Source organism: Bacteroides sp. 3_2_5 (assembly GCF_000159855.2).
Lineage (GTDB): Bacteria > Bacteroidota > Bacteroidia > Bacteroidales > Bacteroidaceae > Bacteroides > Bacteroides fragilis.
In genome coordinates this window covers 514,174-537,433 of sequence record NZ_JH636043.1, presented here as the reverse complement: position 1 = coordinate 537,433, position 23,260 = coordinate 514,174, and the positions used below count along the sequence as shown (strand labels likewise).

Sequence of the window (23,260 nt, the reverse complement as noted above, 5' to 3'; positions counted from 1 at the left end):
TTTTTATCATAATATAATCCATCTTTTTTTTAACAAAGTCTATTTTTTCGAAATAATATTTCCCGTTTCTTTGTACCTTCTGTTTTCGGAAATATCATGGGAGAAACCCTTGTCGGATATCGGAAACACTGTCTTTCTTTGAAGAAAGGAGACTTTAGTGAGACGACTCAAAAACTCAAAACAATTTAATAAGAACATGAAAAAACTGATTTTGCTTCTCATTTTGATTTTTTCATTGCCTGTTGCAGCACAAAATTTCACAATCGGGAAGAGCACTTTCCTTTTGAATGGCAAGCCTTTTACGGTTAAGGCTGCCGAGTTGCATTATACCCGTATTCCGGCTCCTTACTGGGAGCATCGTATCGAGATGTGTAAGGCATTGGGGATGAATACGATTTGTCTTTATGTATTTTGGAACATCCATGAACAGACTGAGGGACAGTTTGACTTTACCGGACAAAATGATATAGCCGCTTTTTGCCGCCTGGCTCAGAAGCATGGGATGTATGTGATTGTACGCCCGGGTCCTTATGTTTGTGCCGAATGGGAGATGGGCGGACTTCCTTGGTGGTTACTGAAGAAGAAAGATATTGTACTTCGTACACTCGATCCTTATTTTATGGAGCGCACTGCAATCTTTATGAAAGAAGTCGGAAAACAGCTTGCACCTTTGCAAATTACTCGCGGAGGAAACATTATCATGGTGCAGGTAGAAAATGAATATGGTGCTTATGCAGTTGACAAACCCTATATTTCGGCTATTCGTGATATAGTGAAAAGTGCCGGGTTTACCGAAGTTCCTCTTTTTCAATGTGACTGGAGCAGTACCTTTGATCGGAATGGATTGGACGATTTGCTCTGGACTATCAATTTTGGTACGGGAGCCAACATTGAACAGCAGTTCAAGCGTCTCAAAGAGGCTCGTCCGGAGACTCCATTAATGTGTAGTGAGTTCTGGAGTGGATGGTTTGATCATTGGGGACGCAAGCATGAGACCCGTCCTGCCAAAAGCATGGTGCAGGGTATCAAAGATATGCTTGACCGTAATATTTCATTCAGTCTCTATATGGCCCATGGAGGTACTACTTTCGGGCATTGGGGTGGTGCCAACAATCCGTCTTACTCCGCTATGTGTAGTTCTTACGATTACGATGCGCCTATCAGTGAGCCGGGATGGACTACGGACAAATATTTCCAGCTTCGTGATCTGTTGAAAAATTATCTGCCTGCAGGAGAACAATTGCCTGAGATTCCCGAAGCTTTTCCGGTGATTGAGATACCTGAAGTGGAGTTTACTCAGATTGCTCCCCTCTTTTCCAATTTGCCCGAGGCTAAAGAGAGTATGGATATACAACCGATGGAGGCTTTTGATCAGGGGTGGGGAACGATTTTGTATCGGACTACTTTGCAGGAGCCTGTCGAAAATGGCACTACGATGAAGATCACAGAAGTACATGATTGGGCACAAGTTTTTGCCGATGGTAAATTGTTGGCTCGTCTGGACCGTCGTCGTGGTGAATTTGTCTTGCAACTGCCGGCTTTGAAGAAAGGAACGCGTATCGACATCCTGGTAGAAGCTATGGGACGCGTTAACTTTGATGAGTCGATTCACGATCGCAAAGGTATCACTGAAAAAGTAGAACTTGTCCGTGGAAAGCAATCTGCAGAGTTAAAGAATTGGACGGTTTATAGTTTTCCGGTGGATTATTCGTTTGTGCAAGATAAAAGATATAAAAATGGGACAGCTCAGACTATGCCTGCGTATTATAGGACTACCTTCCGTTTGGATAAAGTTGGCGATACGTTCCTTGATATGAGTACTTGGGGTAAAGGTATGGTATGGGTTAATGGCCTTGCTATCGGACGTTTCTGGGAGATTGGTCCGCAGCAGACACTCTTCATGCCCGGTTGTTGGCTCAAAGAGGGAGAAAATGAAATTATTGTTCTTGATTTGAAAGGCCCTGAGAAAGCATCTATCCGCGGACTGAAGAAGCCCATCTTGGATTGGTTACGCAATGAAGGGGCTTCTACCCATCGCAAAGAGGGTGAACAACTGGACTTGAGTCGGGAAACTCCCGTTGCCGAAGGTACGTTTGTTCCGGGCAACGGATGGCAGGAAGTTTGCTTTGATCGTCAGAGTATCGGTCGTTATTTCTGCCTTGAGGCCCTTTCGGCACAAAAAGGAAAGAAGATAGCAGCCATCGCCGAACTTGATGTACTGGGTGCCGACGGTAAGCCAATTTCACGTGAAAAGTGGAGAATACGCTATGCCGACAGCGAAGAGACACGTAGCGGTAACTGTACGGGAGATAAAGTGTTCGACCTTCAGGAATCCACTTACTGGATGACGGTGGCTAAAGATGCTTATCCTCATCAATTAGTCATCGATCTGGGTGGAGACTATACCGTAACCGGTTTCCGCTATTTGCCCCGTGCCGAAAAGGGATATCCCGGCATGATAAAAGATTACCGGGTGTACGTCAAAGGGGAAGATTTTCAATACTGACAGAGGTATTGTTCTATAGAGAAAGTGAATAGCCGGTTTTATTAGAACCGGAACTATATATTTTAGGTAATATATCCTACTGAAAGTTAGTTGGATAGTGATAGGCTGTGAATGTTATCATTTGACATTCACAGCCTAATTATATTACCCAATTTTCAAGTGACAGAAATGTTTTTTGGTTATTAAAGAGTTGTCACGGGTATTTGATGCCATCATCGAGAGGAAGATTCCGGAGAAATATAAGTAAAAGTAAAAGATTTTTTTAGTTATAATACTTTTGGACAGTAATCTTTTTTTTATTACAAATATAGGAATTTCAGCTTTATATGTTTTGTGGATTCATGGAAAAATATCCGGAAAAAGAAATGATAAATAACAAATGTTCTGTATCTTTGACCAAAATATAACTTTAAAACATGATGAACACAAAGTCTTTTTTCATGGTTGCCATTGGCGTTTTTGTTTTGGCATCTTGTAATTTAAATCAAGTCGACCAAACAGGTCTGTTAACCGCTTCCGTTCGTGATGCACTTAATTCGCCGGCAACTTTGTCTATTGCTGATGAGATAGAGTCAGTTGAATATATCCCTTTGGAAATGACCAATGATGATGCCTCATTGATAGACGGTGTGGTAGACTTTGCCATCACAAGCAAATACATTTATGTATTGGTGGGCAAGGAAGCCCGTATCGTACTGTTCGATCGTCAAGGACACTTTTTACGTACATTCCTTCGCCAAGGCCAAGGTCCCGATGACTTTAATGGTATGATAGGTTTTATACAGGCTGATGAGGCTGATAATCGTTTCTATGTTATCGGCAATAAGGTTGGCATATATACATTGGAAGGCACGTTTGTGGAAGACCTGCCTGTAAATTCTCCCATTATTTATGCTCATCACCTTGGTAACAAGCGCATTGGTGCCATCGCTATGCCTCTTATGCCGTTTCAGAACGGTAGTTTTGGTATTGGGGTATTTCAAGAGGGCGGTGAGGCGATAATTACCAAAAACGATTTCTATTCGCCGTTGGTACCCCGTGAAGATTCAGGCTTTACTTTTGGAGTAATGGGTTCACCTTCGGATGGGAAGCAGGCGTCAGTCTTGTTTAAAACAGCTAGCAATGATACCATTTACCGTTTGTCGGCAGATACCATACAGCCTGTTTTAGTGGCCGGTCTAAGCAATTCGGATGAAGAGGTTATTCGTGGGCTCAATATTCGCGATATTAAAAGATTCCCTGCTAACGGTGATATTTTTGTAAGTGATATTTTTGAGACGCCTCGCCGTTTTTATCTGCGCATGATGCTGAATGAGAAGTATTATGTGGCTTCGGTGGATAAACACAGTGGAGAAACTGTTGTGGAGCAGTGTGATATCCCTGAGACAAGTGCTTATAACTTGGCTGATATCAATATGCAGTTAGGTATGGTAGGTAGTAAGGGGCATAACCGGTTCCCGGTATGGGGACGTGTCTTAGGAAATAATTTGGTACAGGTTGTTACACCTTATGAGATAGAAACATTTAAAGAACAAACTCAAATTACTGTACCACAAGAATTGCAAAAAAGAAATGCCAATGAAAATCCGATTTTCATCATATATAAGATAAAATAATATTATTAACTGTTTTATTATATCAGACTCTTTGAATAAATTTCAAGTTTTTGGTTTCATTAGATGACAGGAGCATAAACGCCTTATGAAATACGATCGTGTCTCATAAGGCGTTTGTTGTCAGTGGAAAGGAATGCCATTGATATATGCGATAACTATTCCATAGTTAGTCATTGGGACACCTTGTGCTTTAGCTTTGACTATCCGATTCAGGACATGTTTGCGATTGAACATGCAGGCTCCGCAATGAATAATCAGGTCGTAGCAATTCAGGTCCTTAGGAAAATCATTTCCGGAAACAATGTCGATATGCAGTTTCTCTCCGATACGTTTGCGCAACATTCGTGGAAGTTTCACTCTGCCGATGTCTTCGGACAGTGGAGCATGAGTACAGGCTTCGGCTATCAGGACCCGGGAATTTTCTGTCAGTTGGTCGATGATATACGCTCCTTCGGTATAGTAGTCAATGTCTCCCTTGTAGCGGGCAAATAATACCGAGAAGGAGGTTAGCCGGCTCTGTGGCGGTTTCTTTTCGTAGACGGTTCTGAAAACCTGCGAATCGGTAATGATTAATGAGGGGGGAGCTGACAAGACTTTGAGGGCATTGTCCAACTGGTCGGTTGTGCAGCTCAAGGTGATGCATTTTTTGTCAAGAAGTTCGCGCAGTGTTTGTACTTGTGGCAGGATAAGTCGCCCTTTAGGGGCCTGTATATCCTGTGGCATCACGAGTAGTACCACATCGCCTTCGTTGGCCAAATCTCCCACAATATCCGGTTGCTCGTTAAGTTCCGGTAACCGATGAAGAATAGACTGACGGATTGAGTCTATGCCCGTTTTTTCTTTGGCACTGACAATTAAAGGGTGTTGTCCTGTCTGTTGTTCCAATTTATCGGCGACTTCATCCGGTTTCTCTAACAGATCGGCTTTATTCAGTACCAACAGGTAGGGGATATTCCTCTCTTTCAGTAACTCTATCCATCGTTGCTCTTCGGAAAGTTCCGTATCGCAACAAACCATCAGTGCGATGTCGGCTTTGTCCGCAGCTTGTAAGGTTCGTTCGATACGTAGGGAGCCCAGTTCACCTTCATCGTCGAATCCGGCTGTATCGATGAATACACACGGACCGATACCATGTATTTCCATCGGTTGATATACAGGGTCGGTAGTGGTACCGGCGATGTCCGATACCAAAGCGGCGTTTTGATTGGTCAATGCATTGATCAATGACGACTTGCCACTGTTTCGTTTACCAAACAAGGCAATGTGCAGGCGATTGGAGCGGGGCGACGTTTTCAAAACCTGAAGTCCCTTTCTCCTGCCGCAATTTGCTTCAGGTTTTCTAAAGCCCGTTCTCGGATTTTAGGGTTGGGGATATGTTGCATTTCTTGCTTTATCATGGCTACTCCGCGAGCTTTCGTCTCTTCCGAGGCATAATCTTCCAGATATTCCTGTAAGGTTATCAGTGCATTAGGGGAACAGCAGTTGGCTATTTGTCCCGATTTGACAAGTGACATAAACCGGTCACCCGTGCGTCCGGCACGATAACAGGCTGTACAGAAGCTGGGAATATAGCCCAGTTTCAGTAACCAGTTGACCACTTCGTCCAGTGTCCGGGTGTCGCTGACATCGAATTGGGCGGAGTTCTCTTCCGGAGTTTCTGCTTCGGCATAACCGCCTACACTGGTCCGTGATCCTCCGCTGATCTGCGAAATACCTAAGTCAAGCACTTTTTCACGGGTCTTTTGCGATTCTCGTGTGGAAATAATCATGCCTGTGTAGGGTACGCTGATGCGAATAACGGCTACTATCTTTTGGAAGATCTCGTCAGAGATGGCATTTTCAAAGTCTTCGGCATTTATGTCATCGGCCGAGCAGATGCGGGGAACGCTTATCGTATGCGGTCCCACGCCATAAACGGCTTCCAAGTGTTCGGCATGCATCAGCAATCCTACAAAATCATAGCGGTATGTATTCAGGCCGAACAGGACTCCCATGCCTACATCATCGATTCCTCCTTGCATGGCACGGTCCATGGCCTCGGTATGATAGGCATAGTTGCTTTTAGGTCCGGTGGGATGCAGCTGTTCGTAATTCTCTTTATGATATGTCTCTTGAAAGAGGATATATGTACCGATACCTGCATCTTTCAGCTTGCGATAATTCTCTACCGTAGTGGCGGCAATGTTCACGTTTACCCGGCGGATAGCTCCGTTTTTATGATGGATACTGTAGATGGTACGGATTGATTCGAGTATATAATCGATTGAGTTACGCACAGGGTCTTCACCGGCTTCGAGTGCCAGGCGTTTGTGTCCCATATCTTGCAGGGCAATAACTTCCCGGCATATCTCTTCCTGAGTTAACTTTTTGCGGATGATGGTTTTATTTTTGAGATGATACGGGCAGTACACACAACCATTGACACAATAGTTGGATAAGTAAAGCGGAGCAAACATGACGATGCGGTTGCCATAGAATTTTTGCTTGATCTCTTTGGCAAGATGAAAAATCTCTTTAGTAAGATCTTCTTCAGCACATTCCAGCAATATGGCGGCTTCCCGGTGGGTGAGCCCCTTACAAAGGCGGGCTTTCTCTATTAAATTTCGGATAAGTTCCCGGTCATTCCGATGGGCGCGGGCATACTCCAGTGTTTCAATAATTTCCTGATGGTTAATAAAGTCGACAGCATCAGGTGAATCTACTTTATACATGTCTTTTGTTGATTAGTTGTTATAATCTCCCCGGCTGTAGTCGATGTGATATCCGACCGCTGTCAGTTGCTTTTCCAATAAGGCCAGTCCTTCGGCCGCTTCGGCACCGAAAGCTACTTTCTGGTCGTACAGGTTATATTTGTTTCTTACAATGATAGGCGACAGATTGGGCATGACCACATTGGCGCCGGCAAGAATACCCCGTATTCTGCCGTCCGGTGCCAGGCTTGCCAACGCAGTTGTCGAAGGGATCAGTGCCTTGGGATGCATCAGCCTGAAGATAGAGAGCAGTAACAAGGTCAGCTCTACACTGCCTGCTTTTTCGTCACAGAATGGGGTTCGCTGATGGGGGATAAAAGGTCCGATACCAATCATTTCCGGTTGGAAGTTTTCAATAAAACGTATATCCTCTATCAGAAATTCCACTCTTTGGTGAGGGGGTCCCACCATGATGCCTGTCCCGGTCTGGAAACCGATTCGTTTGAGTTCCTGAAGGCATTTGATACGTCTTTCGTTGGACATTTCATAGGGGTGCAGACAGTAGTAATGCCCTCTGTTGAATGTTTCGTGGCGTAACAGATATCGATCGGCGCCTTTCATAAAATAGCGTTCGTAAGCTTTCGCCGGTTTTTCACCGATAGACAGCGTGATGGCACATTCGGGATATCGCCGGCGGATTTCCGCAATGATCTCCTCCATATCATTGTCCGACCGTTTCGGATCTTCGCCTCCCTGGAGAACGAATGAGCGGAATCCGAGTTTGTAGCCATGTTCGCAACAATCCCAAATCATCTCCTTACTGAGTCGGTAGCGATCGGCTCGCCAATTGTCTTTCCGGATACCGCAATAGTTGCAGTTATTCCGGCAATAATTACTTATTTCGATCAGTCCGCGTATGTAGACTCCCTGTCCGAAGTGTGCGGTCGCTACTTCCCGTGCCTGCTGATTGATGTATGCCAAGGCTTCATCATCATAGTGCGACAACAGGTGTGCGAACTCTTCGGAGGTGAGGGTGCGCTCCTCCCTTAATTTATCTATGAGTTTCTTCATATGATTCACGGCGTTTTATCAGTTCCTGGTTCAACTGCCGGCGTCCACCGATAGCGTCATTATGGGCACTGGGGCCGCTGATACATCCGCCTTCGCAGGCCATGACTTCAATGAACTGTCCTTGTGCTTTGCCTGTTTTGGCAGCAGCACGCAGCAAGCCTATGTTTTTCTTGTTCAGGTCCGAGACCTGGATAGCGGAGAATTTCTTAGCCTCTTCGCCTAAGTAGGCCTTAATAGCTCCCATTACACCACCTGCCTGAGCAAAACCGTGTGCCTCGCGTACCGAAGTATAGAGTACTGAGAATGGCTGTGTCTGTTCAAGTTGGATGTCCAGTCCCTCAAAGATCGAAGCCATTTCCTCAAAAGTAAGTATGTAGTCCACGCATTCATCGCGGCGGGCTTCTTTACGTTTGGCCACACACGGGCCGATAAACACGATCTTTGCATCCGGGTGGCGTTCCTTGGCGATGCGGGCGGCATAATACATCGGGGATCCCGTAGAAGAAACATAAGGCTTCATTCCCGGTATGTGCTTGTTCACTAATTCGATGTAAGACGGGCAGCAAGAGGTTGTCATAAACGGCTGTCCTTCCTCTAGCTTTTCTTTCAGTTCGGCAGCTTCGTGACTTACGGTGTCCATAGCTCCCTGCGCCACTTCGACTACATCGGCAAATCCCATCTGGCGAAGTGCTCCGTATACTGCTTCGATGGATGTGTTGAATTGTCCGAGTATAGAGGGAGCAGGTATCGCTATCATCTTTTCACCGCTACGGATGCCTTCAAGGACATCAAAAGCCTGGGAAATCTCGAAAATGGCTCCGAAAGGACAAGCATTGAGGCACTTGCCACAGTAGATACATTTGCTCTCATCAATATGTTCGATACCGTTCTCGTCTTTGCTGATAGCTTTCACGGGACAGGCTTCTTCGCAAGGAACCGGAATGAATACGATGGCGTGGTACGGACAGCTTTGATGGCACTTCCCGCAACTGATACAAGCGTCGTGGTCAATCTTTGCCTGTCCGTTTTTTCGGAAACGGATGGCATCCTTGGGGCAGTTCATATAGCAACTGCGGGCTACACAACCACGGCAGAGGTTGGTCACCTCATAGTTAACCTGTACGCAAGATGAACAAGCTTCATCGATGACGCAGAGTATATTTTCTTTCTGTTTGTTTTTACGTTCCAACGCCTGGCGTGCGTATTCCGAAAGTGGAGTGAGCTCGTCCGTTTCGTCTGTCATATCGAAACCCAACAACGGGAAAAGTTTATATTTGTATACAGCACGCTCTTTGTGGATACAGCAGCGTCCGAGCGGGCGTGAACGGCGAGGGCTCAGTTCAATGGGAAGTCTGTCAATTTCATTCGTTAATTTGTTCTCTTTCCAGAGATTTACCAATTTAGCCAGCAACTTGTGGCGCACAATCATTACGTTGTTGGTGAAAGCCATATTTGAGTATTTAGAATTAGGGTTACAAAGATACGGCTTGTAGGAGTATTCTGCAAGCGTGCATTAATATTTGTTTTTTATTCCTTAATTATTTAACGCTGAACCACTCTTTAAATTCAGCTACACGTGCTTTACTAACTAAAATCTTCTCTCCTGATACCGAATGACGAAGATTGATGGAAAGACGACTGTTGAACCAGAGGTCTATATCCTTGATGGCTTCCCGTGAAAGGAGATATTGGCGGTTGACCCGGAAAAAGAGTGTCGGGTCCAGACATTCGGTCAATTCGTCGAGGGTTTGTGGGAATGAATATTCCGTTCCGTCTGTCAGAACAGCTTTCACCTGGCAATCTCTGATGTAGAACAACAGGATCATATCAACCGAAACGGGGAGCAGTTTATCGCCTTTTATCGGAATCAGGAAATGGGTTTTATAGCTTTCCTGCTTTTTTAACATACGCATCAGGTTCACAAGTTCGTTTGTTTCCGGACCGGTAGGTTTGGAGTTGCCGGAACTGAACAGGGTCAGTTTTTCTAATGCCTGTTCTATATCCTGTCTTCCGATAGGTTTCAGTAAATAATCGATACTGTTGACTTTGAAAGCCCGTAAGGCATATTCGTCATAGGCAGTAGTGAAAATGATGGGGCAGGTGATGTGGACGTGTTCAAAGATCTCAAATGCCGACCCATCTGCCAGGTGGATATCCATAAATACCAGATCGGGCATTGAATGATCGGTGAACCACTCGATGGTATCGGCGATACTGTCGAGTTCCGTTACGATTTCTATTTGCGGGCAGACTTCGCCGAGTAGTGAAGTCAGGTTTCGTACCGCTGCTTTTTCGTCTTCAATGATGGTTGCTTTCATAGGTCTTTCCGGATGAGGGGTATACGAACGGTGAAGTTTCTGTCTTCTGTGATTTGTATTTCTTGTCGGAACAAGAGGCGATAGCGTTTGTCGAGATTGACCAGCCCAATGCCGGTACCGGTTGTAGCTGTCAGTTTAGACTGTATGGGATTGCTTACCAGGAGTCCTTCTTCCGAATCGGTCGCGATTGTGATGGTAAGAGGACGGCGGTTGCTGATTTCATTATGCTTTACGGCATTTTCAATCAGCATCTGTATGGACATGGGGGGAAGCAAATACTCTTCGGAATTATGAGTTATATTGATCTCGAATCGCAGATTATCTTCAAAACGCATTTTAAGGAGAAAGATGTAGGCTGACACAAAGTCCATTTCTTCACGTAGAGTGACGCATTGCGACTCGTTGCCTTGCAATGTGTATCGTAATACGCGTGACAGTTCCTGGATGTAATCTTGTGCCCGGTCTTGATTTTCACGAACGAGCGAACGCAGCGTATTGAGCGAATTGAAAAGCATGTGTGGGTTCAGTTGGTTTTTCAGCACTTCGAACTGGTTGCGTATGTTTTCTGCCTTTAATTGTTCGTTTTCAACAATTACTTGTTGTTGGCGACGGATCAGGTAGATGATATAGCAACTGCTGGTCACTAGGCTAGACATAATGAAATCGCGTAATGGATGCAGGTAGTGGTGCACCATGGCATCTATAGCGGGAATATCAAATGTCTTGTGCAAATATACAAAGCATTGTCCCAGGAAATTGCTTAATATCCAGGTTAGTACAAAAGAGAGAATAATTTTTTGCCATGTGATTTTCATTGAGGTCTGATTGAAATGAAACAGTCGGGTGTTGACTGCAAACAGAATCAGCAATGACAAAAAGGTAAAGAGGATCTCGTTGGCTACATCAGCGAATTTCATCCCGGGAAAAAGGGTATGACTCTCAAATCCGTCAAAAAGAGAGACTGATTCGGGAAAATGGATAAGCACCGCCACTGCCAGTGAGATGATGAGGGTGGATAGGAGGTATTTATCGTTGTATATAGCTCGGATTCGTTTCATGGGGACAAAGATAAGACAATACACCGGATTATTTCTGTATTCTCGCCGTTACATACATGCCGGGACGAAACTGTTGGTTGACATCATCGATACGGGCATATACTTCGAGCGAACGACTTACTTCATCCACCTTCTGACCGATGGAGACCAGGGTAGCTTTGAACACTGTTTTGCCCATACCGTTGACCCGAAACTGGACGGGACTACCTACTTTCATATCTGCCAGGTCTTTTTCATAAGTTGTCAGGCAAAGCAGGGGGGCTGATTTGTCGATGACCTCACAAAGTGCTTCACCCGGTTGGATGTATTTACCGATATTCATCGCCACATCGCTGATATAACCACTGATGGGAGCCTTTACCTGTAGCAAGGGCTGAATGCCGCTTTTCAGCAACTCTTCCGGGACGATGCCCAATAGGGTAAGCTGTGCTGCCGTAGCTTCCAGCTTGCTTTTCATTGACAGATAGTCTGCTTTGCTCTGTTGAAACTTCTTTTGCGAAGCGGCTTGTTCGGTCGAGAGAGTTTTTTGCCGTTCATATTCGGCCTGCAGATATTCTGCTTGGGCATGGCTGTCGAGATAGGTTTGTTGCAGTGCGATGAAGTCGGGATTCTCGAGTGTTGCCAGCAGGGCACCTTGCCGTACTTGTTGCCCTGGTAAGAGTGAGGTGTGTTTCACTACTCCTCCCATAGTGAGGGCCACCGTAGCTTGACGTTGGGGAGGCAATACAATGGTGCCGTTGAAAGATACTTGATTGGGCTTTGAAGTAGCCGATGTTATTCCGTCTACTTGGGTCGTAACAGTATCGGTCGGGATGTCGGCAATAGCAGGAGCCGGAACTATGGTTTCGGATGTCTGTTCAGGGTTTTTGCATGCCGCAAGAACCAATAAGAGGACCGGATAAAATATTTTTTTCATTTTTTTTTATGTTTCAATAGGTTATTGATAAAGTTCGTATTCTAAAGAAGCTATGTTGTATTGATATATAGTTTCGATATAGCCTTTGCGTATTTCACGGGCAGCACTGACCGACTGGATAAATTCCGCAATACCGGTTTCGCTGTGTTGTAATTGTAAGTTGGCTGTTTTGACCAGTTCGTCTGCCTCTTTGAGTGCCGACGAAGTATAGAACCGGAGACTTTCTTCGTAACGTCGCAAGGCAGCACTCAACTCTGTTATTTTATTGTTCAATTCTCGGATGTTGGCTTCGGCCTGTATTTGTGCCGCCGAAACTGCTAATTTCGCTTGTTTGATCCGACTTTTTTGTGGCAGGAAGTAGATCGGGAAGGATACACCCACCATCCAGGCATTTAGATTTTTCAGTGGCAAAATATCCTGGCGGCTGTATCCGATACTTAATTCCGGAAAGAAACGGCTGCGTTCTACATTCAAGATTGCCCGTGCTTCGGAAGCTTGGCTATTGAAGAATCCGAGATGGGCTTCGGAGGTACTTCTCTGCTCACAATCGGTGGGGAAGAGTGTCATTATCGTATCTTTCGGTGTAATCGGGTCATCTGCATAACAACTCCATTGAAAGCGGGCCAAAGCTACTTTTTTCTCTTCTAGTGCCTGGAAGAGTCGATTGTGTAAATCGGCTGCCAGTGTAGTCATCATGTTTTTCTCCAATAAGGTGATTTCTCCCTGTTCGTATCTCAACTCACCGATACGCCTTAATTCGGCAGCCATCCGGTCTTGGTCGTGATAGAGTGAAGACATCCCGGAGGCATACTGATAATAGGCCCATGCGCGCTTTACTTCTGCCGTAATCTCCTTTTCGACCATTTGGCGGTAGTAAGTGCTTGTTTGTACCTGTCGGTTGATAAGTACATTTTTGTAAAACGGCGTCAACAATGAACCCAGACTCTGTTCGAAAGCCATTTCCTTGTCTTTCTTATTTTCACCATTCAACTGTCCCCACGAATAGTTGAATGTGGTGGGAGTCGCTTCTACAATTTCTCCCCGTCCGGCTTGTGCCTGCCGGATGGCCGTTGTGGCTATCTTCAGTCTTGGGTGGTTTTGCTTGGCTATCTCTATCGCTTGTTCTAGGCTGACGGTTTGTGGGGCCTGTGCCGTGGCGGTGGCACTCAGCAGAAGTGCCGGTAGCAGGATGAACAGATGCAACCGTCTCTTAGGCTGTTTCCAACCGGCACTTGCCGCATTGACTATTTTATAAAAGACCGGAAGGATAATCAACGTTAATATAGTGGATAGAATCAATCCTCCGATTACAACTGTTGCCAGAGGGCGTTGTACTTCTGCTCCGGCAGATGTGGCGATGGCCATTGGTACGAAGCCCAGTGAGGCTACCAGTCCGGTGAGAAATACCGGACGTAGCAGGTGGGGTGTCCCTCTTTTTATAATCTGATTGGTGGTCATGGCATATTTATTTTGTTTTCTTAAATCGTTGAAGTGATTGATCATCAGGATTCCATTTAGTACCGCTACGCCAAACAAAGCGATGAATCCTACTCCTGCTGAGATACTGAACGGAAGTCCGCGTAACCAGAGTGCCAGAATGCCGCCTATCAGTGATAATGGTACTGTAGAGAATACCATCAGTGTATAGGTCACATTCTTGAAGGCGAAGAACAGAATCAGCAGAATCAGCATCAAGGCTACCGGTATTACAATGGTTAGTGTACGGATGGCATTCTGTAAATTTTCAAATTGTCCTCCGTATTCAAAGTAATATCCGGGTTGTAACTTGATATTCTTATCCAGTATCTGTTGTATTTCTGATACTACCTGCTGAATATCGGCATCACGTACGTTGACTCCGATTACGATGCGGCGTTTGGTGGCGTCGCGGTTAATCTGGAGCGGTCCGTTCACCAAGTCGATGCTTGCCACTTCGCTGACAGGAATCTGTATGCCTTCCGAAGTGCGTATGAAGAGCTTGTCGAGGTTGAGGTCCGCCACTTTTTCCTGATTAAGGCGTACTACTAAATCGAATCTTCTTTCATTTTCGAATACGACGCCACTTACTTCACCTGCATAGGCTGTGCGGATCATTGTATTCAATTCTTCGATATTAATGCCGTATCGGGCTATTTTTCCGCGGTTGTATTTCACTACCAGTTGGGGCAGTCCCATAGTCTGTTCGACAATGACATCGGAAGCCCCGGCAACTTGTTCGACGAAGCGGGCGGCTTCTTTCGCCTTTGCGTAAAGTTCGTGAGTATCCTCACCATATAACTTGACAGCTATATCGGCTTTGGCTCCGGTCATCAGTTCATTGAAACGTAACTGAATGGGTTGTGAGAAGTTGAACTCTGCACGATTTTCCAGGGGCTGGAGGGCTTCTTTCATTTTTTCTACCATTTCCGCCCGGCTCGATGCAGAGGTCCACTCTTTAAAGGGTTTCATCACAATCATTACATCGGCATCTTCTACTGCCATTGGATCGGTGGGTACCTCGGCTGTACCTATCTTGGCGACGACATGTTTGATTTCCGGGAACCGGTCCATCAATAATTTTTCGGCCTGATTGGAAACTTCGATGCTCTCCGAAAGTGAGCTGCCGGCCGGTAATGTCATTTGCATGGCAAAGTCCCCTTCGTCCAAAGTAGGGATAAATTCAGCTCCCAGTCGTCCGAAAAGCAGAAAAGAACCAATTAAAGTAGCGAAGGCCACGGTAACTGTTTGCCATTTGAAGCGGAGGCAGAAATGCAGGCACCGTTGATATATGACATTGAGTTTTTCAAAGAAACGGTCCGCAAATGTAGGTTTTACCATAATGGTGTGTTTTAAAAAAAGAGAAGCCATCATGGGTACATAAGTCAGGGAGAGAAGCAGTGCGCCGATAATGCAGAATACCAATGTCTTTGCCATCGGAGTGAAATATTTTCCTTCGATTCCGCTCAGTGTCAGTATAGGGAAGAATACGATCAGGATGATGAATACGGCGAATGTAGCCGAACGTACTACACCCGAAGCACCTTTCTCCACTTCTTCGTCCATTTCGGTTCCCGATAAAGTGCGTCCTTTCAGTTTATTGCTGTATAGGTGGGCAAGTATGCCTTCTACTATCACGATGGAACCGTCTACTACGATACCGAAATCAATAGCGCCGAGGCTCATCAGGTTGGCTGTCACTCCGAAAATACGCATAAGGATGAATGCGAACAGCATAGCCAGCGGAATGACTGAAGCTACGATAAGTCCGGCACGTATGTTGCCCAAAAAGATGATAAGTACCACAAATACGATAATAGCTCCTTCAATCAGGTTGTGCACTACGGTAGAGATATTCCGGTTTACCAGTTCCGAGCGGTTCAGATACGGCTCTATGCTTACTCCTTCGGGTAATAGTTTCTGTATCTTTTCTACCCGTTTTTCCAGCTCTTGTGTGACTACATTGGCATTGGCCCCTTTCAACATCATGGCGATACCTCCCACACATTCGCCTTTTCCGTCTTTGGTCATTGCTCCAAAACGTTTGGGTGCTCCAAAACGGACAATGCCCACATCGCTGATGTGTACCGGGATGCCGTTGCGGTTGGCAACCACAATCTGCTCGATATCTTTAGTGCGGCTGATCATGCCCTCCGAACGGATGTAATAAGCGTTTTTGGCTTTTTCGATGTAGCTCCCTCCGGTGTTCTGGTTGTTTTTACTCAGCGCCTCGAATACTTCACCGATGGTGATGTTCAATGAAAAAAGGGCATCCGGGTCAACGGCTACTTCATATTGCTTCAGATAGCCGCCAAAACTGTTGATTTCTACAATACCCGGTATACCGGATAACTGACGTTTCACCATCCAGTCTTGAATGGTGCGTAGTTCCATGGCGTCATATTTATCTTCGTAGCCGGGTTCTACTTTCAGGATGTACTGATAGATTTCTCCCAATCCGGTAGTGATGGGCATCATTTCCGGCATGCCCAGCTCCGGTGGAATTTCTCCGGCTACCGATTGAATCTGTTCGTTAATTAACTGTCGGGCATCGAGGGTCGGTACGCTTTCTTTAAATACGACTGTTACCACCGACAATCCGAAGCGACTTACCGAACGAATATCTTCCACGTTCATGATATTGCTCATGGCAATTTCGATGGGCATCGTGATTAATTGTTCTACTTCCTGAGGGGCAAGTGTGGGAGAGACTGTTACGATCTGTACCTGATTGTTGGTGATGTCCGGTACGGCATCGATCGGCAGAGTCAACATTGCATATATGCCTCCGATAAGAAGGAAGAGTGTAGTAAGTCCTACAAATAATTTCTTTTTTATGGAAAAACGTACAATGGCTTTAAACATAGTCTTTAAGTGTTTGAATGTCGGTACAAAGGTAAGTTGCCGGGATATTTATTGTTAACAGAAAACTGTGAGTTGGAAAGATTGACTGGTGAAATGTCAAAATGTGGAGATGAAGTGAATTGGAATAGCTGAAAAAAACTATCTTTGCATATCAACAACACATCACAAAGATAAGATTATGAAGAAAAAAGTACTTTCCTTGTTGGCATTCCTTCCGGCATTTACGACAGTGATGGCCCAGCAGACGGCAGAAGTGCCGGATGTATGTGCATTTGTCAACCCGATCATCGGAACCAATGGTATGGGGCATACATTTCCCGGTGCTTGTGCTCCGTTCGGACTTGTACAGTTAAGTCCGGATACAGATACGATTCCTCACAACATAGATGGAACTTATCAAAAAAATGCGTATGAATATTGTGCCGGATATCAGTATCATGATCCGACAATTGTGGGATTCAGCCATACCCATCTGAGTGGTACGGGACATTCGGATCTGGGTGATATTTTGATTATGCCCGCCACAGGTCAACTGAAGTTGAATCCCGGAAGAGCCGGTACTCCTGACGAGGGATACCGCTCCCGTTTCAGTCATGACACAGAGGTTGCTCGTCCGGGGTATTATGAAGTGGAGCTTGCTGATTATGGCATAAAGGCACAACTGACAGCTACTCAACGGGTAGGAATACATAAATATATTTTTCCCGATAATGCGGACGGGCACATCATCCTTGACCTGATACACGGAATCTACAACTATGATGGAAAAACTCTATGGGCTAATTTACGTGTGGAAAATGACACATTACTGACGGGCTATCGTATAACGAACGGATGGGCACGTACCAATTATACATATTTTGCCATCTCTTTGTCTCAGCCCATCAAGGATTATGGGTATACGGATAAAGGGAAAGCTCTGTATAAAGGTTTTTGGCGACGGTTTAATACCGACCGTAATTTTCCGGAAATGACCGGTCGGAAGCTGGTGGCTTACTTTAATTTCGATACCCGGCAGAATCCGGAGCTAGTGATAAAAGTCGCTCTTTCGGCTGTGAGCACAGAAGGTGCAGTAAAGAATTTACAGGCAGAGGCTGCCGGAAAAACTTTCAATCAATTGGTTGCCGAGGCAAATTCTGCATGGAATCGTGAGTTGGATGTACTCGAAGCCAAAGGAACTCCCGATCAGTTGGCCATGTTTTATACTTCATTGTATCATACCATGATTAATCCGTCCGTTTATATGGATGTAGACGGTCGGTATCGTGGACTCGATCATAATATCCATACTTCCGAAGGATTTACCAATTATACTATCTTCTCATTATGGGATACATATCGTGCGGAGCACCCTTTCTTGAACTTGCTAAAACCCCGGCAGAATACGGACATGGTGCAGTCTATGATCCGTCATCAGCAGCAAAGTGTACATGGCATGTTGCCGGTTTGGAGCCTGATGGGCAATGAAGGCTGGTGTATGAGCGGTTATCATGCAGTGTCTGCTTTGGCTGATGCGGTTGCCAAAGGAGCGGATATATCTGTCGGGGAGGCTTTGATGGCAATGGATCATACAGCTAATGTTCCTTATTACGAAGGAGTTGAAGCTTATAAAAGATTGGGTTATGTACCTTTCGATCAAAGTGGGACGGCTGCTTCCACTACATTGGAATATGCCTATGACGATTGGACTATTTACCGGACGGCTCTGTTGGCGGGAGACGACCAGTTGGCCGATCTTTATAAGAAAAGGGCGAATAATTACCGGAATGTTTTCGACACTTCGGTTGGTTTTGCCCGTCCCCGTTATAGCAACGGAGAGTTCAGGAAGGAATTTGATGCAATGCAGACTTACGGGGAAGGATTTATAGAGGGAAATTCATGGAATTTCTCTTTCCACGTGCCCCATGATGTGGCCGGATTGATTCGTTTGATGGGAGGTGAGAAGAAGTTTGTCAGTCGGTTGGATACACTGTTCTCAATGGCACTTCCCCGCAAATATTACGAAAAGAATGAAGATATTGCTGAAGTAAGTTTGGTGGGAGGGTATGTACATGGCAATGAGCCCAGTCATCACATTCCGTATCTGTATGCTTGGACTTCCCAACCCTGGAAGACGCAATACTGGCTGCGGACGGTCATGAACCGGATGTATAAAAATGATATTGACGGCCTGGGCGGCAATGACGATTGCGGCCAGATGTCTGCCTGGTATCTTTTTACGGCAATGGGATTTTATCCGGTTTGCCCGGGTACTGACCAATATGTATTGGGAGCACCTTATCTGCCGTATATCCGTATGAATCTGCCCAATGGCCACACTTTCGAAATAAAAGCGCCAAAGGTGAGCGATCGTAATTGCTATGTCCGGCAGGTGAAGCTGAACGGAAAGGTTTATGATAAGATGTATATTACTCATGCCGACCTTTTGGCGGGAGGAACACTTGAGTTTGATATGGCTGCTTCTCCGAATAAAAAGAGGGGGCTTGCCAAAGAAGCTAAACCTTATTCCATGTCTGAAGAGTAGGCTGCTTTCAAACATTCTGCCGGGGCTGCTTGTTAATTATTTGATAAACCAAATAATAAGATATGAAAGCATTTTTTTCTTTCGTAGCAGCCTTGGTACTTTCACTGTCGATGGCTGCTCAGAATAAATCATTCTATGACTTCACAGTGAAGACCATAGATGGCAAAGAGTATCCACTGTCAGGTCTGAAAGGTAAGAAGGTGCTGGTAGTGAATGTCGCCTCCAAGTGTGGACTGACTCCGCAATATGCAGAGTTGCAGGAGTTGTATGATCAGTATAAAGATCAGAATTTTGTGATTATCGGCTTTCCTGCCAATGACTTCATGGGACAAGAGCCGGGGACAAACGAAGAGATCGCCAAATTTTGTTCGGTGAACTATGATGTTACCTTCCCGATAATGGCCAAGATATCGGTAAAGGGTAAAGATATGGCTCCGCTTTACCACTGGTTGACAGAGAAGAAGCTGAACGGAAAGCAAGATGCGCCGGTACAGTGGAATTTTCAGAAGTTTATGATTGATGAGAATGGAAATTGGGTTGGTTTTGTAGCTCCCAAAGAGAGTCCTTTTTCAGAGACGATAATCAGTTGGATAGAAGAAAAGTAATTTAAGGTGTTAAAACTCACCACAGAAGATACAGAGTAACACAGTGGCAATTTTAAATTGTTGATTATTAACAAAAAAAGACTCTGTGTTACTCTGTGTTCCGTGGTGATAAGTGTCTCTACACAGCCTCTTTTTGGGAAGTAGAAGAGAAAATTTCTACTTTATCTATTTCACTTTCAAAGTTCGGTGTGAAGACACCCTTTCCTAAATTCGTTTTGATTTCTTCATAACTCCAGAAACGTCCGCCATCTAATTCATCGCTGGGATGTATTTCTCCGTCGTACACCGTTTTATGCACAAAGACTAATTCCCGTTCACGGGCAGACTCAAAGACATAGCTTGTCAGGAGTTCCGGTGTGAAGTCTGTGATACCCAGCTCTTCGGCGACCTCTCTCTTTAAAGCTATTTCTACACTCTCTCCCAGATCGATGTGTCCGCCTACGGAAGTATCCCATTTGCCCGGCTGTATATCTTTCCATTCAGGGCGCTTCTGCAAGTAAAGTTCACCTTTTGAGTTGAATACGTGCAGATGGACAACCGGATGCAATAGCTTGCTTCCGCTATGACATTCGCCGCGTGTAGCAGCTCCTGTAATAGTTCCCTGTTCGTCTACGATGGGGAACATTTCCTGATTATTATCGCTTTGCATGTTTTAAGGTATTAATAAAGATGAATCTCCATAACTCAGAAAGCGGAAATCGTGTCCGAGTGCATAATCATAAATGGTATGCCAGTTGCCTTTCACAAATGCCGAAACCAATAATAGCAGAGTGCTCTGTGGCTGATGAAAATTGGTAACCATTGCCTTGACTATCTTATAGTCATATCCTGGAGCAATAATGATCTGTGTGCTGGTATGCAGTGCCTCCATTCCATGTCGGTCGAGATAACCTAATATTTTCTGTAAGGCTACTACGGGGCGAACATCACATTCCGTTTCGTAAGGTTGCCACTGCTTTACGTGCAATTGCTCTTCTGTAGCTTCCGGATTGTTAGCCAGTGTTACGCCGATGTGGTAGAGGCTTTCAAGGGTACGCACAGAAGTTGTTCCTACGGCAATGGCACAAGCGTCGTGGTCTATCAGCTTTTTGATAATACTGCGTGATACGGATATATATTCCGTATGCATTTCGTGCCCCTCTATCTCTTCACTTTTTACCGGTTTAAAAGTACCGGCGCCAACATGGAGAGTCAGTTCCTCGAGGTCGATCCCTTTTTCGGTCAGGGCATCCAGTACACGAGGGGTGAAATGTAAACCTGCTGTAGGAGCGGCCACCGAGCCTTTTATTTTTGAATAGACTGTCTGATAGGTCTCCTTATCACTTTCTTCCGTATCCCGGTTGAGGTAGGGAGGGATAGGTAGCTCACCGAACACTTCGAGAATATCGGCAAATGTTACTTCCGGATTGTCCCACCGGAAATCGATCCAATGACTGGTGCCACGACATTCACCGCGGGTGGCGGTCAAAGTGATCGGGAATCCTTTTACAGTCATTTCACGACATAGCGGACCGTCTTTCCACTTTTTCAGATTGCCTACCATGCAAAGCCAGGCGGCATGTTCCGTTTGCTGAAAGTTGAGTACGTAGTCATTGGGTTGAATGGGCTCCAGGCAAAATACCTCGATGAGTGCTCCTGTCTCTTTGCGGAAATGGAGCCGTGCCTGAATCACTTTGGTGTTGTTGAATATCATCAGGCTTCCGGCTGGCAAATATTCCGGTAGAGAGGTAAATACATCTTCACTGACCTCGCCATGACGATAAATGAGTAACTTAGACTGGTCGCGCACAGGCAACGGGAATTTAGCGATGCGTTCATCCGGCAATGGATAATTGTATTCGCTAATACGGATATGTTTCGGGTTTTCTTTCATCATTTCTTTCTTTGCGACGACAAAAGTAGTTATATTTGCCTTAATTTGTAGATTGTAAATGGTAAATTGTAAACAGAACAATGAAAATAGGTGATAAAGTGCGCTTCCTCAGTGAGGTGGGCGGAGGAATCGTAAAAGGATTCCGGGGAAAAGATATTGTATTGGTGGAAGATGCTGATGGATTTGATATCCCGATGCAGATACGCGAGTGTGTGGTGATCGATACGGATGATTATAATATGACCCGGAAGGTTGCTCCTGCACCAAAGAAACCCGAAGAACCCGTCAAACCGGTAAAGCCTGAGATTCCGGTAGTTCGTTCGGCCGAAGTGCGGGGTGGTGATGTTTTAAATGTTTTTCTGGCTTATGTGCCCGAAGACGTGAAAGCTATTAGCAGTACTTCGTTTGAGGCTTATTTGGTAAATGACAGCAATTATTATTTGTATTATACGTATCAGAGTGCCGAAGGAAAGGCCTGGAAAACCCGTTCGCATGGACTGGTGGAACCCAATACGAAGCTTTTGCTGGAAGAGTTTACTAAGGATATGCTGAATGAAATGGAGCATGTGGCCGTTCAGTTCATTGCTTTTAAAGATGGACGGACAGCGCCTTTGAAACCTGCGGTTTGTGTGGAGTTGCGTATCGATACGGTGAAGTTCTATAAACTGCATACATTCCGTGAGTCGGACTTCTTTGAACAGCCGGCTTTGGTTTATGATATTGTGAAAGACGATGTTCCTACCCGTCAGGTATTTGTTTCGGCTGAGGAACTGCAGTCTGTATTGATCCAGAAGAAGGAAGTGGATAAGCCTAAGTCACAACCGATTGTGAAACGTGGCGGAAAGAATGAAATTCTTGAGATAGACTTGCACATCAACGAATTGCTGGATGACACACGTGGCATGGGGAATGCCGAGATACTGAATTATCAGTTGGATAAATTCCGTGAAGTGATGGAGAAGTACAAAGCCAAACGTGAACAAAAAATAGTTTTCATTCATGGCAAAGGTGACGGAGTGCTTCGTAAAGCATTGATTGATGAATTAAAGCGAAAATATAGTAATTGCCGCTATCAGGATGCTTCATTTCAGGAATATGGCTTCGGAGCAACCATGGTGACCATTAAATGATGCTTCTATGCCTGTTTTTGAAATAGATAATCTTTAAAATTATACATCGATGTATTATACGTTGATGTATAATTTGTGTCTTTGTTCTCATCTCTCCACGTCGTTGGGGAAAGTCTTCACTTGTCAAAGTAGCGATGGACGAATTGATGCATGAAGATGAACAGGTTCGGAAACCATTGAAATGCGTACCCGGCAATTGATAGATACCGATATGCCTATGTGCATGAATGATACTGAAAATCTGACCGCTGTGCAAACAGCCATGTTGCGTGTCGTAGCCAATGGTGAATACCGTTTCAATTCTATTCCTGTAGTGCGGAAATATGAATTGGGAAGCGCGCAAACCATCACCCGCAACAAACGCATGCTGACCGAGCGTGATTTTATTGAGAAGGAGGGGGGAACTGTATGTGTTTTCTGATCCTGTATTCGAACTTTGGTTTAAGAGGGAGTATTGTTGAGCTAAATTATATGGGAAAACCGGCTGTTTAACAATGTTAACGTCAATTTCCGTTCATTTTATTCTTGTGTGCAAATAACAAATCTTTTGCATTTAAAACACTTGTTATTTGCATCCAAAGAACAAGCTTTAACACTGTGTTAAAACAAGTT

General features: G+C 45.0%; 16 protein-coding genes. 6 read left to right on the top strand and 10 right to left on the bottom strand.

Annotation, left to right across the window (positions count from 1 at the left end):
* The first annotated feature begins 196 nt into the window (after positions 1-196).
* The gene (locus tag BSHG_RS17755) at positions 197-2,506 is read left to right on the top strand and encodes a beta-galactosidase (RefSeq protein ID WP_008657627.1); all 2,310 of its coding nucleotides are present in this window, start codon (positions 197-199) and stop codon (positions 2,504-2,506) included.
* A gap of 419 nt (positions 2,507-2,925) precedes the next feature.
* The gene (locus BSHG_RS17760; protein WP_005817575.1) at positions 2,926-4,122 is read left to right on the top strand and encodes a 6-bladed beta-propeller; all 1,197 of its coding nucleotides are present in this window, start codon (positions 2,926-2,928) and stop codon (positions 4,120-4,122) included.
* A gap of 120 nt (positions 4,123-4,242) precedes the next feature.
* On the opposite strand, the gene hydF is transcribed toward BSHG_RS17760, so the two are convergent.
* From hydF to BSHG_RS17800, 8 genes are all read right to left on the bottom strand, one after another.
* Positions 4,243-5,418 (bottom strand): [FeFe] hydrogenase H-cluster maturation GTPase HydF, encoded by a 1,176-nt coding sequence (hydF, locus tag BSHG_RS17765; protein WP_005798360.1) that lies wholly within the window; start codon positions 5,416-5,418, stop codon positions 4,243-4,245.
* Positions 5,415-6,833 (bottom strand): [FeFe] hydrogenase H-cluster radical SAM maturase HydG, encoded by a 1,419-nt coding sequence (gene hydG / locus BSHG_RS17770; protein WP_005791012.1) that lies wholly within the window; start codon positions 6,831-6,833, stop codon positions 5,415-5,417. Before hydG ends, hydF begins: the two co-directional genes overlap by 4 nt.
* Before the next feature lie 12 nt (positions 6,834-6,845).
* The gene (hydE, locus tag BSHG_RS17775) at positions 6,846-7,883 is read right to left on the bottom strand and encodes a [FeFe] hydrogenase H-cluster radical SAM maturase HydE (protein ID WP_008657624.1); all 1,038 of its coding nucleotides are present in this window, start codon (positions 7,881-7,883) and stop codon (positions 6,846-6,848) included.
* The gene (locus tag BSHG_RS17780; protein ID WP_005798358.1) at positions 7,864-9,333 is read right to left on the bottom strand and encodes a 4Fe-4S dicluster domain-containing protein; all 1,470 of its coding nucleotides are present in this window, start codon (positions 9,331-9,333) and stop codon (positions 7,864-7,866) included. The genes hydE and BSHG_RS17780 overlap by 20 nt, the downstream gene beginning before the upstream one ends.
* A gap of 88 nt (positions 9,334-9,421) precedes the next feature.
* Positions 9,422-10,201, bottom strand: a complete 780-nt coding sequence (locus tag BSHG_RS17785) for a LytR/AlgR family response regulator transcription factor (RefSeq protein WP_008657622.1) — start codon at positions 10,199-10,201, stop codon at positions 9,422-9,424.
* Positions 10,198-11,259 carry a sensor histidine kinase gene (locus tag BSHG_RS17790; RefSeq protein WP_005791004.1) on the bottom strand — a complete coding sequence of 354 codons (1,062 nt, stop codon included), beginning with the start codon at positions 11,257-11,259 and terminating at the stop codon, positions 10,198-10,200. The genes BSHG_RS17785 and BSHG_RS17790 overlap by 4 nt, the downstream gene beginning before the upstream one ends.
* Before the next feature lie 28 nt (positions 11,260-11,287).
* Positions 11,288-12,175, bottom strand: a complete 888-nt coding sequence (locus tag BSHG_RS17795) for an efflux RND transporter periplasmic adaptor subunit (protein ID WP_005791002.1) — start codon at positions 12,173-12,175, stop codon at positions 11,288-11,290.
* Positions 12,176-12,196: 21 nt separating this feature from the next.
* On the bottom strand, positions 12,197-16,516 hold the full coding sequence (locus tag BSHG_RS17800) for a CusA/CzcA family heavy metal efflux RND transporter (protein ID WP_008657618.1): 4,320 nt from the start codon (positions 16,514-16,516) through the stop codon (positions 12,197-12,199).
* A 178-nt stretch (positions 16,517-16,694) separates the two neighbouring features.
* On the opposite strand from BSHG_RS17800, the gene BSHG_RS17805 reads away from it, so the two are divergent.
* Both BSHG_RS17805 and BSHG_RS17810 read left to right on the top strand, forming a co-directional pair.
* A complete protein-coding gene (locus BSHG_RS17805; RefSeq protein ID WP_008657617.1) occupies positions 16,695-19,040 on the top strand; it encodes a GH92 family glycosyl hydrolase in 2,346 nt (781 codons plus the stop codon).
* Positions 19,041-19,102: 62 nt separating this feature from the next.
* The gene (locus BSHG_RS17810) at positions 19,103-19,645 is read left to right on the top strand and encodes a glutathione peroxidase (RefSeq protein ID WP_008657616.1); all 543 of its coding nucleotides are present in this window, start codon (positions 19,103-19,105) and stop codon (positions 19,643-19,645) included.
* A 118-nt stretch (positions 19,646-19,763) separates the two neighbouring features.
* Here BSHG_RS17810 and BSHG_RS17815 read toward each other — a convergent pair whose 3' ends face one another.
* Together BSHG_RS17815 and BSHG_RS17820 are read right to left on the bottom strand one after the other, a co-directional pair.
* Positions 19,764-20,294 carry an NUDIX hydrolase gene (locus BSHG_RS17815; protein ID WP_008657615.1) on the bottom strand — a complete coding sequence of 177 codons (531 nt, stop codon included), beginning with the start codon at positions 20,292-20,294 and terminating at the stop codon, positions 19,764-19,766.
* 3 nt (positions 20,295-20,297) lie between these two features.
* On the bottom strand, positions 20,298-21,518 hold the full coding sequence (locus tag BSHG_RS17820) for an S-adenosylmethionine:tRNA ribosyltransferase-isomerase (protein WP_005790992.1): 1,221 nt from the start codon (positions 21,516-21,518) through the stop codon (positions 20,298-20,300).
* An 80-nt stretch (positions 21,519-21,598) separates the two neighbouring features.
* Here BSHG_RS17820 and BSHG_RS17825 point away from each other — a divergent pair, with 80 nt between their 5' ends.
* Positions 21,599-22,648, top strand: a complete 1,050-nt coding sequence (locus BSHG_RS17825) for a DUF2027 domain-containing protein (protein ID WP_008657613.1) — start codon at positions 21,599-21,601, stop codon at positions 22,646-22,648.
* A 223-nt stretch (positions 22,649-22,871) separates the two neighbouring features.
* The gene (locus BSHG_RS0220040; RefSeq protein ID WP_225481588.1) at positions 22,872-23,069 is read left to right on the top strand and encodes a hypothetical protein; all 198 of its coding nucleotides are present in this window, start codon (positions 22,872-22,874) and stop codon (positions 23,067-23,069) included.
* Positions 23,070-23,260 lie beyond the last annotated feature (191 nt).

Excerpts from the sequence above, each read along its gene's own strand:
- BSHG_RS17755 (WP_008657627.1), top strand. The coding sequence starts at position 197 with ATGAAAAAACTGATTTTGCTTCTCATTTTGATTTTTTCATTGCCTGTT.
- BSHG_RS17760 (WP_005817575.1), top strand. The coding sequence starts at position 2,926 with ATGAACACAAAGTCTTTTTTCATGGTTGCCATTGGCGTTTTTGTTTTG.
- hydG (WP_005791012.1), bottom strand. The coding sequence starts at position 6,833 with ATGTATAAAGTAGATTCACCTGATGCTGTCGACTTTATTAACCATCAG.
- hydE (WP_008657624.1), bottom strand. The coding sequence starts at position 7,883 with ATGAAGAAACTCATAGATAAATTAAGGGAGGAGCGCACCCTCACCTCC.
- BSHG_RS17780 (WP_005798358.1), bottom strand. The coding sequence starts at position 9,333 with ATGGCTTTCACCAACAACGTAATGATTGTGCGCCACAAGTTGCTGGCT.
- BSHG_RS17785 (WP_008657622.1), bottom strand. The coding sequence starts at position 10,201 with ATGAAAGCAACCATCATTGAAGACGAAAAAGCAGCGGTACGAAACCTG.
- BSHG_RS17790 (WP_005791004.1), bottom strand. The coding sequence starts at position 11,259 with ATGAAACGAATCCGAGCTATATACAACGATAAATACCTCCTATCCACC.
- BSHG_RS17795 (WP_005791002.1), bottom strand. The coding sequence starts at position 12,175 with ATGAAAAAAATATTTTATCCGGTCCTCTTATTGGTTCTTGCGGCATGC.
- BSHG_RS17800 (WP_008657618.1), bottom strand. The coding sequence starts at position 16,516 with ATGTTTAAAGCCATTGTACGTTTTTCCATAAAAAAGAAATTATTTGTA.
- BSHG_RS17805 (WP_008657617.1), top strand. The coding sequence starts at position 16,695 with ATGAAGAAAAAAGTACTTTCCTTGTTGGCATTCCTTCCGGCATTTACG.
- BSHG_RS17810 (WP_008657616.1), top strand. The coding sequence starts at position 19,103 with ATGAAAGCATTTTTTTCTTTCGTAGCAGCCTTGGTACTTTCACTGTCG.
- BSHG_RS17815 (WP_008657615.1), bottom strand. The coding sequence starts at position 20,294 with ATGCAAAGCGATAATAATCAGGAAATGTTCCCCATCGTAGACGAACAG.
- BSHG_RS17820 (WP_005790992.1), bottom strand. The coding sequence starts at position 21,518 with ATGAAAGAAAACCCGAAACATATCCGTATTAGCGAATACAATTATCCA.
- BSHG_RS17825 (WP_008657613.1), top strand. The coding sequence starts at position 21,599 with ATGAAAATAGGTGATAAAGTGCGCTTCCTCAGTGAGGTGGGCGGAGGA.
- BSHG_RS0220040 (WP_225481588.1), top strand. The coding sequence starts at position 22,872 with ATGAATGATACTGAAAATCTGACCGCTGTGCAAACAGCCATGTTGCGT.